Here is a 13368-nt window from a genome sequence, read left to right as displayed (position 1 = left end):
CGTAATAAACTGCGCTCATTTATGTTAGCACTGACATTTTGTTTAAAAGATCGGCTATCAAACCGGTTAGAAAGTGAGAATCTGCCTTTTCTGCAAGCCTTGAGCCTTGAATATGGTAATATCCGCCCTTATTTTTTGCTAAATTCTGACTATTCTGTGCAATGGATTTTACAACCGTTCATTGCCTACCTACATCTACAGAGATTTCATCATGAACTTCGATTTACATTTGATTCCAACAACCTTCGATATGCTTCATGCCGGTTTAGCTGCATCCAGCGTCCTTTTGCTGATCCTTGCGGTATCACGCAAGTCGAAAATCATCGAGAAAGTCGTAGAGAAGCCGGTTGAAAAAATCGTCGAAGTGGAAAAACCCGTCGAGAAGATCGTCGAAGTCGAAAAAATCGTTGAAGTCGAAAAAGTGATCGAAAAAGTGGTGGAAGTTGAATCCAAACTGGCCACGGCTTCTACTGACTCTGCGATGCAACTACTTTCCCTATTCCAACAGGAAGCACGCCTGATCGACTTCCTGAAAGAAGACGTCACCAGCTTCTCTGATGAAGAAGTGGGCGCAGCGGCACGCGTTATCCACGCTGGCGGTCAAAAAGTACTGAAAGAGTATGTGGCGCTGACTCCGGTTCGCAGCGAAGACGAAGAGTCTCGCATTACTATCGCGGAAGGCTTCAACCCACAAGAAGTTCGCCTGACAGGTAACGTTACTGGCAACGCACCGTTTACCGGTACACTGATCCACAAAGGCTGGAAAGCTGAATCAATGACACTGCCAAAACTGGCGGAAAACTACGATGCTTCGATTATTGCCCCTGCTGAGGTAGAGCTGTAATGGAACACAACACCACTCAAGCAACTTCTGAAACCACAGCGAAATACAGCGTAGGTATCGACTTGGGTACCACGCACTGCGTGTTGTCGTATGTCGATACACAAACCGAAGACGCACGTGTTGAAGTGATGGCGATTCCTCAAATGACGGCGCCGGGCACGGTCGAAGATCGCATGCAACTGGGCTCTTTCTTGTATCAGCCGCACGAACATGAAATGTCTACCAGTTCTCGTCGTCTGCCTTGGACTGACGAACCCAAAGCGCTGGTGGGTGCGATTGCACGTAATCTGGGCTCTAAAACGCCGATTCGTCTGATTGCCAGCGCAAAATCATGGCTGTGCCATGCTGGCGTGAACCGCCGCGACGCATTCCTGCCACAAGGCAGCCCGGAAGATGTTGAGAAAGTCTCTCCCCTGCGCGCGACCGAATTGTATCTGGAACATTTAAAAGATGCGTGGAATCACGCACACCCCCAGCATCCGCTGGCCGAACAAGAAGTCACCATCACGGTTCCGGCTTCATTTGACCCGGCTGCGCGCGATCTGACGGCAGAAGCGGCACGTAATGTGGGCTTTGTTCACCTGACGCTGCTGGAAGAACCTCAAGCGGCACTTTACAGCTGGATCGATAACAGCAACGACGAATGGCGCAACGAAGTCAATGTCGGTGATGTTGTATTGGTGGTCGATATCGGCGGTGGTACCACTGACTTGTCTCTGGTGGAAGTCACCGAAGACGACGGCAACCTGACGCTCAATCGCATTGCCGTGGGCGAGCACATTCTGCTGGGCGGCGACAACATGGATTTGGCGCTGGCGTACCGTTTGAAGATGAAACTGGCACAGGAAGGCAAAGAGCTGCAACCTTGGCAAGTTCAAGCCATGACTCACGCTTGCCGTGACGCCAAAGAAGCGCTGCTGAGCGATTCGGAACTGCAATCGGTGCCGATCGTGGTGCCAAGTCGTGGCTCTAAACTGCTGGGCGCAACGCTGAAAACGGAACTGACCAAACAGGAAGTTCAGCAAACACTGGTAGACGGTTTCTTCCCACAAGTGACCATCTCTGAGCATCCGGTCCATAAACCGCGTGGTGCCCTGACTCAAATGGGTCTTCCTTATGCACAAGATGCGGGTATTACCCGTCACATTGCCGCGTTTTTGGCCAAACAAGCCAATGCTCAAGGCCAAGCGGAAGCCGCACCATTTAATATGGCCGGCATTCCGGGTATGCCAGCACCAAGCATCGAATTCATCAAGCCTACCGCGATTTTGTTTAACGGTGGCGTACTCAAATCTGACCTGCTGGCGAATCGCCTGTTCACCACGATTAACCAATGGCTGACCAACTCAGACAGTCCGGTTGCGAAACGACTGACTGGTCTGGATTTGGATCTGGCAGTGGCCAGCGGTGCGGCTTACTACGGATCCGTTCGTCGTGGGCAAGGCGTGCGTATCCGCGGCGGTATCGCGTCGGCTTACTACGTGGGTATCGAAAGCGCAATGCCAGCGATTCCGGGTATGGCTCCTCCAATGGAAGCCCTGTGTGTGGCACCGTTTGGTATGGAAGAAGGCTCAAGCGTCAATGTCCCAAGTCAGGAGTTTGGCCTGATCATCGGCCAGCCAGTGCACTTCCAGTTCTTTGGTTCAACGGTTCGTCGTGACGATGTTGCCGGAACACACCTTGATTACTGGGCTCCAGAAGAGCTGGAAGAACTGCCAGAAATTCAGGTTACGCTACCAGTCTCAGAAGGTCGCCGTGAAGGCGAAGTGGTGCCGGTCACTCTGGCGTCACGTGTTACCGAACTAGGCACGTTGTATCTTGAAGCGATAGCCGCGGACAACGGTCAGAAATGGCACGTAGAATTCGATGTGCGCGAAGGCAGCAACGAGCAGCCTGCTCAGGAACACCATCACTAATTAAAACGGCACCTTTCGGGGTGCCGTTCCTCTATCCGCGAAGTCGAGGTTTATTATGACAACACCGCGCTTTCTGGTCGGGATCGATTTAGGGACGACCAACACCGTCGTCGCATTCTGTGAACTTAACGATGATCTCGAAAACGCTCCGGTTGAGCTGTTTCCTATTGACCAACTGATTGGTCCTGGTGAAGTGGTTCGTAAGCCGCTGCTGCCCTCTTTCCGTTACCATCCTGCGGCGGAACAGATCGCCGACAGCGACCTGACCTTACCGTGGGAACACCAACCAGTCGAAGGCGACCTGCCACAGGTGATCATCGGACAGTGGGCGCGTGATTTGGGCGCGAAAGTGGAAGGCCGTCAAGTATCGAGTGCCAAAAGCTGGCTCTCGCACCAAGGCGTCGATCGCGAACAACCGATTCTGCCTTGGGCAGGTGCGGCTGACGTAGAGAAAGTCTCGCCAGTCATTGCCAGCGCCAGTTATCTCAATCACATCCGTCAGGCATGGAACCACCGCCATCCTGGCAACCGATTGGAAGATCAGGACGTGGTCGTGACGGTACCGGCATCGTTTGACGAAACGGCTCGAAAACTCACACTGGAAGCGGCACGTCTTGCAGGCTTGAACCGGATTGTGTTACTCGAAGAACCACAGGCAGTCTGCTATGACTGGTACGCCCGTCACAAAGAGAGCGCATCCGAACAACTGGCCAGCTTGCCGTTGATTCTGGTGTGTGATGTCGGCGGCGGGACCACTGACCTGAGCTTGATTGAGGCTAAGTTCGAAAACGATCAACTGGCGCTGAACCGCATCGGAGTTGGCGAACATTTGATGCTCGGTGGTGATAACCTTGACCTCGCATTGGCTCACTTGGCGGAATCGCGCTTTAATCAGGGCAAAAAACTGACCGCTTCTGGCCTGACCAAATTGATCCAGCAAACTCGTCAGGCAAAAGAAAGCATGCTATCCGGCGAGGCCCCGGAGACGGTGAAGATCACCATGCTGGGCAGTGGCTCTAAGCTACTGGGTGGCACCAAAAGTATCAGCCTCAGCAAAGAAGAAGTCCACCAAATCGCCTTGGATGGTTTTTTCCCGATTTCCGATTTCGACCAATTACCCGATAAACGCCGAAGCGCCGTAGTTGAATTTGGCCTGCCTTATGTCGCTGACCCTGCCGTGAGTAAACACGTGGCCGAGTTTTTGACTCAGCACCAGCAAGTCTCGCACGCCGCACTGCACTCGGAAGATGCAACCCAGCCTGCGATTCCTGTCGGCATTTTGTTGAACGGCGGTGTATTCAACAGTGATCTCATCACAGATCGTATGTTGTCTTTGTTAGGGCACTGGCGCGGTGACGCGGTCACTCAACTGGATAACCCACATCCGGACTGGTCGGTGGCGTTGGGCGCGGTTGCCTTTGGCAAAGCACGCCGTGGGGCTCAGCTCAAAATTGGCGGTGGCGCTGCCCGCTCCTATTTCCTGCATCTGCAGGAGAAAAATCGCATAGGCAAAGCACTGTGTCTGCTGGCGAAAGGAACAGAAGAAGGCCAGGAAATTCGCCTCACCAGTCGCCGTTTCTCCCTCACCTTGGGTGAGCCGGTTCGCTTCAATCTGCTCACTTCGACGCACGATTCGCTCGCCGACAATATCGCGGTACAAAATGGTGTGTTGGTTGCCATTGATGCCGATAAGTTTCAGCCTCTGCCGCCATACATCACCACACTGCAAGGCGATGACACGGTGCAGTTGCACGCCAACCAAAAGCAGCGCGTTGAAGTCCTGCTCGCTTGCCAGTTAACGGAAGTCGGTACACTGAAAATAGAATGCGTGTCGGTGGAAGATGAAAACAAACGCTGGTTGATGGAGTTTGAAGTCCGCCACGATGCACGCTCGCAAGGCAGCGCTGATTCGACTGAAAGCAAAGCGGATCCACGCTTAGAACAGGCGAAAGAGCTGATCATAAAAACCTACAGCGGCAACAAAGCCAGTGCCGAGTCTGGCGCTGTCAAAACCCTGAGTAAAGATCTCGACAAACTGTTAGGCAAACGTGATGAGTGGGATTTCTTCACGCTGCGTAACCTGTTTGATTGCTTCGCGCAGGGACGTAAACGCCGCCGCCGCTCTGAACAACACGAGAAAAACTGGTTGCGCATAGCAGGCTATACGCTACGTCCGGGCTTCGGTGATGCCACAGACTCTTGGCGCATTGAACAGATCTGGAGCCTCTATCAACAAGGGATCCAGTTTCAGAATCATCAAGGCTGGACTGACTGGTGGGTATTCTGGCGCCGTGTGGCGGGAGGATTAAACCAAGAACAGCAAGAAGCGATTCTGGCGGACATCGCCAAGTATCTGCATCCGGGCGCGTCACGCAACCCGAAATCGGCGAAAGAGGCCCAAGACAAAGGTTACGAAGCCATGGTGCGTTTGGCCGCTTCGCTGGAACATCTGGAAGTGGAAGATAAAGTACTGTTGACCAGTTGGTTCATCAGTAAAGCCATTAACCACAACCAGTTTGAGCAGGCCCACTGGTGGGCCGTGGGTCGTCTTGCGGCTCGCACACCACTCTACGGTAGCGCGCATAATGTGATTGCTCGTGAACAAGCTCAACAGTGGCTGCCGAAACTGCTGGCGGAGAACTGGGCGAAGGAACCGATGATCGCTTTTGCCGCAGTGATGATCTGCCGTAAAACCGGTGACCGCGCGTTGGATATCTCCGACGATTGGCGCGATCAAGTTCTCGACAAACTCAAGCAGAGCAAAGTGCCGGAATCTTGGATGACTCTGGTGGCCGAAGTGTCCGAGCTGACCGAGAGTGAATCTAAGCGCGTGTTTGGGGACGCACTGCCAAGCGGCCTGACTCTTCTGCCGCACTAAACGCGAAAGAGCCAGCGATGCTGGCTCTTATTCTTTCTGCTGTCGACACGATATGCCACGAGCTGAGTCATTCACACCAACGAAACCAGACGATTCCGCCCTTTGCCTTTCGCGTCATACAAAGCAACGTCTGCCTGCTTGAGCGCCTGCTGAAGATGTTGGTCAGATTGTACTGACGCCATGCCGATACTGACCGTCAGGTCGACATGTTGCCCACTGATCTCCATAGCGTGATTCGCCACTTCGTGATTAAAGCGCTCCAACTTAAAGCGCGTCTCTTCAACACTTCCGGCCAACAGAACGACAAATTCTTCACCACCATAACGGGCAACGAGATCACGCCTGAAATGACGAAACATCAACTGTGCTATCGCCGTCAATGCGCGATCCCCTACGTCATGACCAAAGGTGTCATTCACCTGCTTAAAATGGTCAACGTCGATGATCGCAACCGTGTAGGCTTCTTTAGCATTGTTGAGCCGGTTCGCGGCCTGCTCCATAAAATGGCGGCGGTTGAAAATGCCGGTTAGTTCGTCATGTATCGAACGGTGGTAATGCCATTCAATTTCATCGTAAAAGAACAATGACAACATCGCACCCAAGCTCACAACCGTCAGCAAGTTTTGCCCCACGACCACCCCACTGAGGAAATAAACCGCTGATTGGAACTGGTGGAACAAAAACATCGGTAAGAAAACACAAACGCTGGACAGTAATAAACTGGTGGTCAGCAGCTTTTCACCACTGCTGGACTTTTTCATATGGCTGAATGCATACCAGGCACTGGTCAGATGCACCGCAGAATAGCTGACTGCCGCCAGATTAATCCGCCAATCAAAGTGCTCTGGGTACTGACGTAATAACCAAAGCTGAATGCAGGTGTAAGCAATAATATGCGTAGCGGCGAAAGCCATTAATTTATTGGTGATGGGACGTCGAAACCAACTGATGACGCCAAACAGCAGCATATAAGTGACGGTTTGATAAAGGAAATTATTGCTCAATACCACAATTTCGATCGGTACCCAGCCTCGCATGGTGGTAGTCACAAATGCCAATGAAAACAACAAGAAATAAGCGGCAAACCAACCAGCTGCAGAAACCTTGTGGTGAGTCAGTTTACCTCTCAATAGCCAGAGGAAAATACAGGCAACCAAACTACAAATAATGTTGTTGAGTATGGTTGCAAACTTTAGAACATCAATATCCAGCAAGGTCTTTAAATTCCACTCATGACGGGATGTGCACTCCCGTTTATCTGTTTTGTTACATTTTATTGGTTGTTATACCGCATCCATCTGCGAGTTGACAACTAAGTTCCACCCTACTCAGGGCTTGCTCAAAGTGCGTAACTTTTACTTATCAACACGTTAATCATTAGGATTAAAAATCATCCAATTCTGACTCGCATTGAACCATAAAGGAAGTGTAGAATACGCGCCCTCGCTCAATTATTAATAACAATGATGACAGCAACATCAACAGAGCGAAAGTATATAAATAACGACTGCAACGTCTGTGCTGGGAAAAATAAACAACGGCTTTGTCTTAGCTCAAAATACTTGGGCTAAAAACGTTTTAATTTTTAACTAGATTTTAGATTCACGTGTTGGGTTATTGCAGTCAATGAATCAAGACAAATTCATGCACATCTATCGTTTGCCGGGTTCCATTCAGATTCGTATTGCCAAATGGCAGGCGACATTTCGAGGAACGTCGGATCTCGTTCTGCACAACGCGCTATTAGTGCGTAATAAACAGTATCAGACGCCCGACTTTTTGCCTCGTGGATGGTGTTTAACGCCCTTCTCGGAAGATGAGATTTCGATTACCCATCATGGAAGTTATATTCAGACCACTATATTGACCATGCTGGATCGTAAAGTGGCGTATAAACGTGTCTATCTTTCGCGCTTAGCGCAGGAAAAAGCAGAACCTGCCCTACACGCATTCAAAGTAGAATGGATGCGCAAGTACAATCGTGTTGTAAAGAAATACAATCAGATCAAAAAGAAAGAGTTTCTGCGCCTGGCTCGCGAAGAAGAAGAAACGCTCTACCCGTCTATTCCTAAGGGCGAATTTGATAAGGTGCTGTGGAATCGCTTAGTTGTGACAGAGCTGGGGCCAGAGAAAAAGTTCAACAATCCTTATTTCGTCAGCAGAGCGGACTTTTAACTAGCCCAGCAGCGAGCTGTCGTTATTGCAGCTCGCCGGAAGAAGTGGACAAAAAAAACGATTGCCCCCCTCGAGCTTGGCCTTGTACATCGCTTCGTCGGCCAAGCTTAGTAACGTCGCCATATCCTGGCTCTGGTCAGGATAGAGGCTGATACCGATACTCACGCCAACCGCTATCGGTTCTCCATTAATGGATATTGGCTGACTCAATCGCTCGATGAGCCGATCGGCTTTTGCACCGATACCTTCAAAATCCTTAATCAGATTAAGACAGACGACGAACTCATCACCGCCAAGGCGACCACAAAAATCGGATTCACGAATATTCTGCTCCAACCGAGCAGCAAAGTTCATTAACACTTCATCCCCGGCATCGTGGCCTTTGGTATCGTTGATCTCTTTGAATTTATCCAAGTCGATAAACAGTACCGCCAGTTTCACCTCTGTACGGTTGGCGTGAACAATCGCATCATGCAGATGTTCTTTAAAAGCACGTCGATTCAACATTCCCGTTAATGGATCTTTCTCTGACAAAAAGCGCAATTGTTCTTTTTGCTGCTCAAGCTTCGCTGTTTGTCGTGAGACTTCCTGTTGCAGCTGTTCTCTCGTCACGATGGAACTTTGCAATGACTCTTTCATCTGATTGAAAAATTGAGCCAATGCGACGAACTCCGAATCTTGCTGATGGAGGGACAAGCGGCTATTGAGGTCGCCTTGCGCCAACTCGGCAATTCCTTGTTTCATGGTTGCGAACCCTGAGCGCACCCGTTTCAGGATCATAAACGCAATTGCCGCCACAATAATCGAGAAAAACAGCAGATGCAGAGCGCTGGTCATCAGGGACAAACGCTGACTCTCAGCACTTTTTTCCAACACCATTTTCTGCAGGTACAGCAGCTCTTCCGTCATATTTTGCACCAACATGTTGTAGCGTGAGTGCAGCAACTCGTTGGCTCCGACAAAGTCGCTGGACACCTTGCGGTGATCGTTCAACCCCAGCATACGTTCTTGCCGCAGCAACGCGGCCAGGCTACCGTTCATTCTGGCAAGGTTCTGAATAATGGGTTTAAATTCTGGTTTACTGGACAGTTTGGCCGACAAGTTTTGCTGCGCGATATAAACCTGCTCCAGACTATTTGCGTCATCATACTGGAGGAAAATCCAAAGCTGGCTGCGCAACATGTCTACACTACGCTGAATCTGCATGATCTGCGTTAATTCACGTTGGGTACTTTTCTGCTCCTGAGACAAGTTCCACAACGAATAGGCAATCAAAATCACCAACATTGAAGTGGCGACAAACAGTAATGTGAGCTTACGAGAAACAGAGTGAATCACTTGAATGAGACCTCCGTTTGCAATACCTGCTCCAGAGGCTCTGAGGCAAAGTAGCGCCGATAGTCAGGCAATTCACCTTTTACTAGTTTATTTTCGAGCGCCCAACGTGCCTGAAGCTGAATATTGGACAGCAACGCATTACCCAGAGACAGCCTGAACACATAATCCTGCCACGACCATTCCAACTGGTGTTCACGAATATTCAGAGAAGTGGCGACCCAATGGCGGGCTTGTTCCGGATTCGCATTCATCCACGCAATGGCTTGCTTGAGCGCTTCCAGAACTCTTATAGACTCCTCTTCATTCGAATCAATACGCTCTTTCATTGCCATCAGGTTAAACGACAAATTGTAGATGCCATGAATGCCGAGATTTTTGACTTTTGACGCAGAGGTCATCTCTGTGCGGTATCCCCAAGGTTCCCAAACAGAGATAGCATCGACACTAAAGCCATACAGGGCTTGATTAAGCTGATCAGGACTAAGGTACACTTTCTCCAGATTCAGATTTTTCAGGTTATGCGCCAGCAAAACGGAATCGAGATAGAACTCGCTTGAACTCGCTTTGACCACACCGACCCGCTTGCCACCCAAGTCTTCAATGCTTTTGATATTGCGATTATCCAAAGTCAGTAATTTCAGATCGTTGTCTGAACTGACAAAACTGGCCAACAGAACGAAATCATGCCGTTCAAAGCTCTTGAACATCACAACAGATTCAGACGCGGTAGCGAAGTCCACTGAACCATTAAATAATGAATCAGCGCACGCGACACCGCCGCTGCAAGGCACCAGAGTCACATCGAGTCCCTGCTGCTGGAAGAATTTAAGTTTTGATGCAATAAAGAACGGAGACGAAAGCGGAGTTTGTGATACGGCAATGCGAATCGGTTTGGCTCCGATGACAGGCTGGGCTTCGTTTCCGCGCCAGATAAAAAGCGCAGACGCCAAAACAGCGAGCATCAATACCGCGCCCACCACTGCCAATCGAGTAAAGCCTCTCTGTTGGCTTCCCATCCACACCCTGCCGTTGTTGTTATCTGTCTAAATAGCAGTTTAGTTGGTTATTTGTGCTCTGGATGCAACAATAACCAACTATTCATCTAAGTGCTTAAAATCATTGATCTTAAAGCGGTGAAAATTATTCATCTTGTTGAATTAAAAACGAAAAAAGCCCCATATACCGAATGGGGCTCCATAATTTTAGTGTTGAGTATCTGACGGATTGTGTCCGAAATCGGCCTGTTTATAGATATCGGCCAGCGATTTGGGTTTGGATGAATGAGATTTACGATAGCGTTTGGGTTCGAACTCTTGTTCGACATGCTTTAACGTCTCTTCATGCTCTCTTGCTGATTGAACGAACTCAGGGTTAGACATCGCCTCTTGGCGCAGGCGGTTAACGCGTTCTAGTGTATCCCACAACATAGAAGACCTCCTTTACCACTGTTCATGCATACAGCATAGTTGTCTGATAAAGGAAGTCAAGAAAAACACTGTATACTCAAACAGTATTTTAAAGGATCTTGAGAAGGATCAACGACAGAGGAAAAAGAAGCGGCGAAATAAAATATCTGCTGCTACAATTACTTAGATCACTATACCGCGACTTCGTCATACAGTGGAATAGTCGTTAACGCAGTGATTTCATCCAGATACTGCCTTACTCGTTCAGGAAACTGAATACCTTTCACCACCGTCAGGTTGCGTAGCGTCGGGTACAGATTCACGTCATCGTAGCTGAGCTGGTTGCTTCGCTCTGAAGGCAATCGCAACCAATTTAGCTTGCTCAGCAAAACATTCATCGGTTCGAGAAAATCAGTCGTATTGGCGTAAGCTTGTTCAAAACTCATTCCAATCATGGCCGATTTATTCTTGGTGTACCACGCTTTCGCCTCTGGCAATTGAAACTCAGGTAAGTCGATCATCATCCAACGGGGATGCACTAACGGTCCGTTAAAAGGGGCGATTTGACGCTGCCAGTCCGAGATCTCATCGCCAAACTCGGCAACGGTTAAGCCTGGTTGTCCGTCCAACGCATCGAAGTATGCAGCGATATCAAGACTCTCAGCCATGTAACTGCCATCCGGCTTTTGTAAAATCGGGACCATATTGGCTCCCACCTTTGCAATACGTGCGTCGACATCGTGATTTTGCAGGTAGACCCATTCCACATCGATCTTTTTATATGCGGCAACCATCATCGCCTTAATGCAGTATGGGCAATGTTGAAAAACAAACAGTTTCATAACCTATCCTTAGCCAGTTGAATGGTTTCCAGTCTAGCAAGTCAATGGTAAAACTCAAATTAACCTTATGATTTATAATTAGAATCAATAATTAGACTTGAAATAGATAAGGCGTTGTTGTTGCGATCAGCTCAAATCCATATTTTTCGACAATCGGTCGGCTCATCGCTGAAGCATCAATAATCAAGTATTGTTTCCCAGCCAGCTTGGCGTCCCGAATCCGTTGTTTGAGCAGTGCCTGATAACAGCCGCGCCCCCGATACTCCGGCAACGTGCTTCCACCCCAAATTCCGGCAAACGGGCTGTCAGCATTAAACGTGATCCACGCAGAAGAGACCGGTTTACCATCCTGATACACAACATAAATTCTGATGGAAGCCGGATCTTGTCGTTTGGTTTCAATCAGGTGCAGCAACTGAGCCTGGCACGCTTCTCCGCGCAGTTCCTGTTTGACCCGCATCGCATCACGAATGCCCTCTTCATCGGTTACTTCCTCGCACAACATTTGGGGCTCCGGCAATTCACAACCTGCCAGATCGAGCGCCATGAAAGACTCTGGTTCTTCAGCAACAAACCCTTTCTGCAGTAGCATCACTCCGATATTCTCAGGCTGATCGCTATCGTAAGTTTTCCACTCGAAGCTTTTGCCAAGCCGGGTGAAAAATGCCACTTCTTTATCAATAGCTATGTTTGCCTGCTCTTCACTCAGCTCAAAGTACGCAATAAAACTGCCATCCATATCCGGCGACACCACTTTCACTACCTGAGTCGTGGCAAACTTCTCCCACCCCGGGATTTCATACTCTTTGCGCTCATATTGGTTGTATAGCGCCATCACTTCCTGTGTTTTCACGAAAAGTCCCTTTATTCCGTTGATTTGATAAGCAGCGCGACGTGGCGCAAAGATTGTCTCGCTGCCTGGCTGACACCCGCTAGCTGGAAAAATCCGTGGATGACGCCCAGATAGCGCTGGCAATGCGCTTCAACGCCCTGCTTGGTCAGCAAAGCATAGAGCTTTTCCCCCTCGTCGCGCAAAGGATCGCACTCAGCAGTCAGGATATGAGTCACAGGTAGGCCTGCTAAATCACCTCTTTGCAACAGATTGAGTTCGGGTAGATGCAATTTTCCTGATGAGTAGAGTTCAAAACCAGAGAGCAGCATTTGCCGCGTGATCACGTAGTCGTCACCAAAGGTTTGATAGCTCTCAGAGCAGCCAAACGGGTCCAGCATTGGATAAATCAGTATCTGCTGTTTCGGAAGCCATTCTGCTTGCTGTTTGAGTCTCAAGCAGGTCGCCAGAGCCAAATGGCCACCTGCGCTGTCACCGATAAGGGTAATGTTCGACGCGTCACCACCCAATACGTGAGCGTTTTCATAAATCCACTGAGTGGCATCGAACGCATCATTGTGAGCTGTCGGATAGAGGAATTCCGGTGCCAATCGATAACTGACCGCCACCACCATGGCATTGCTCAGTTGGGCTAACGTGGCCAATTGTTGATGATGCGTTGTAAAGCTTCCGCTCACAAAACATCCACCATGAAAATACACCGCCATCGGTTGGTTTGAACGCTGATCACGACGATAAATACGCAAGCGAATATGACCGATTGCCCGCTCCTCAAACGTGACCGATTGAGGAGATTCTCCGGCAAGGGCCACACTTGCTTCATAGCCTTCGCGACGCTGAGCAATCGAAGGTAGTGGCAAGTCTTCCGCTTTCTGAGCAACAAATTCATCCACCAAAGCCGCTATGCCGGCTTCAAGTGTGGGTTCAAACGGTGAGCTGTGTTGTGAGGTTGGCATGATAACTCTTGTTCTGTGTCTCAATTTGGTGGTCATTGTATGAGATAGAGAACAACTGTATAAATATACAGATCACACTTTTTGCAGAGAAATTCAGGCTGGATGTAAAAAACGGGCCCCCATTCAGAATAGCCCGTCGATTACGCAAAAATAGTGGCGTGGC

Annotated in this window: 11 protein-coding genes; 4 read left to right on the top strand and 7 right to left on the bottom strand. The window is 49.5% G+C overall.

Features of this window, described 5'->3' with window-relative positions:
• The first annotated feature begins 211 nt into the window (after positions 1–211).
• The 3 genes from JIG40_RS01555 to JIG40_RS01545 are packed head-to-tail and all read left to right on the top strand — an operon-like array spanning position 212 to position 5638.
• A complete protein-coding gene (locus JIG40_RS01555; protein ID WP_020327417.1) occupies positions 212–844 on the top strand; it encodes a DUF2760 domain-containing protein in 633 nt (210 codons plus the stop codon).
• On the top strand, positions 844–2760 hold the full coding sequence (locus JIG40_RS01550; protein WP_199464655.1) for an Hsp70 family protein: 1917 nt from the start codon (positions 844–846) through the stop codon (positions 2758–2760). Before JIG40_RS01555 ends, JIG40_RS01550 begins: the two co-directional genes overlap by 1 nt.
• A gap of 55 nt (positions 2761–2815) precedes the next feature.
• Positions 2816–5638: an Hsp70 family protein gene (locus JIG40_RS01545; RefSeq protein WP_199464654.1), complete on the top strand. Its 2823-nt coding sequence runs from the start codon at positions 2816–2818 to the stop codon at positions 5636–5638.
• Positions 5639–5709: 71 nt separating this feature from the next.
• On the opposite strand, the gene JIG40_RS01540 is transcribed toward JIG40_RS01545, so the two are convergent.
• Positions 5710–6687: a GGDEF domain-containing protein gene (locus tag JIG40_RS01540; RefSeq protein ID WP_233275366.1), complete on the bottom strand. Its 978-nt coding sequence runs from the start codon at positions 6685–6687 to the stop codon at positions 5710–5712.
• A 577-nt stretch (positions 6688–7264) separates the two neighbouring features.
• Here JIG40_RS01540 and JIG40_RS01535 point away from each other — a divergent pair.
• On the top strand, positions 7265–7813 hold the full coding sequence (locus tag JIG40_RS01535) for a hypothetical protein (RefSeq protein WP_199464653.1): 549 nt from the start codon (positions 7265–7267) through the stop codon (positions 7811–7813).
• Here the strand turns inward: JIG40_RS01535 and JIG40_RS01530 are convergent, their stop codons facing one another.
• From JIG40_RS01530 to JIG40_RS01505, 6 genes are all read right to left on the bottom strand, one after another.
• Positions 7814–9151, bottom strand: coding sequence for a diguanylate cyclase (locus JIG40_RS01530; protein ID WP_020327423.1), 1338 nt, complete (start codon positions 9149–9151; stop codon positions 7814–7816).
• Positions 9148–10167 (bottom strand): ABC transporter substrate-binding protein, encoded by a 1020-nt coding sequence (locus JIG40_RS01525; protein WP_024373600.1) that lies wholly within the window; start codon positions 10165–10167, stop codon positions 9148–9150. Before JIG40_RS01525 ends, JIG40_RS01530 begins: the two co-directional genes overlap by 4 nt.
• 186 nt (positions 10168–10353) lie before the next feature.
• On the bottom strand, positions 10354–10578 hold the full coding sequence (locus tag JIG40_RS01520; RefSeq protein WP_020327425.1) for a hypothetical protein: 225 nt from the start codon (positions 10576–10578) through the stop codon (positions 10354–10356).
• Positions 10579–10748: 170 nt separating this feature from the next.
• The gene (gene grxB, locus JIG40_RS01515) at positions 10749–11399 is read right to left on the bottom strand and encodes a glutaredoxin 2 (protein WP_061056554.1); all 651 of its coding nucleotides are present in this window, start codon (positions 11397–11399) and stop codon (positions 10749–10751) included.
• Between the two features lie 91 nt (positions 11400–11490).
• Positions 11491–12252: a GNAT family N-acetyltransferase gene (locus tag JIG40_RS01510; RefSeq protein WP_061056555.1), complete on the bottom strand. Its 762-nt coding sequence runs from the start codon at positions 12250–12252 to the stop codon at positions 11491–11493.
• A gap of 11 nt (positions 12253–12263) precedes the next feature.
• Positions 12264–13205 carry an alpha/beta hydrolase gene (locus tag JIG40_RS01505; protein ID WP_199464652.1) on the bottom strand — a complete coding sequence of 314 codons (942 nt, stop codon included), beginning with the start codon at positions 13203–13205 and terminating at the stop codon, positions 12264–12266.
• Between the last annotated feature and the right edge of the window lie 163 nt (positions 13206–13368).

The sequence above is a fragment of the Vibrio sp. bablab_jr001 genome, from assembly GCF_016464285.1.
GTDB lineage: Bacteria > Pseudomonadota > Gammaproteobacteria > Enterobacterales > Vibrionaceae > Vibrio > Vibrio fluvialis.
This window is presented reverse-complemented; position numbering and strand designations above follow the sequence as displayed.

Excerpts from the sequence above, each read along its gene's own strand:
- grxB (WP_061056554.1), bottom strand. The coding sequence starts at position 11,399 with ATGAAACTGTTTGTTTTTCAACATTGCCCATACTGCATTAAGGCGATG.
- JIG40_RS01525 (WP_024373600.1), bottom strand. The coding sequence starts at position 10,167 with ATGGGAAGCCAACAGAGAGGCTTTACTCGATTGGCAGTGGTGGGCGCG.
- JIG40_RS01505 (WP_199464652.1), bottom strand. The coding sequence starts at position 13,205 with ATGCCAACCTCACAACACAGCTCACCGTTTGAACCCACACTTGAAGCC.
- JIG40_RS01520 (WP_020327425.1), bottom strand. The coding sequence starts at position 10,578 with ATGTTGTGGGATACACTAGAACGCGTTAACCGCCTGCGCCAAGAGGCG.
- JIG40_RS01535 (WP_199464653.1), top strand. The coding sequence starts at position 7,265 with ATGAATCAAGACAAATTCATGCACATCTATCGTTTGCCGGGTTCCATT.
- JIG40_RS01545 (WP_199464654.1), top strand. The coding sequence starts at position 2,816 with ATGACAACACCGCGCTTTCTGGTCGGGATCGATTTAGGGACGACCAAC.
- JIG40_RS01555 (WP_020327417.1), top strand. The coding sequence starts at position 212 with ATGAACTTCGATTTACATTTGATTCCAACAACCTTCGATATGCTTCAT.
- JIG40_RS01550 (WP_199464655.1), top strand. The coding sequence starts at position 844 with ATGGAACACAACACCACTCAAGCAACTTCTGAAACCACAGCGAAATAC.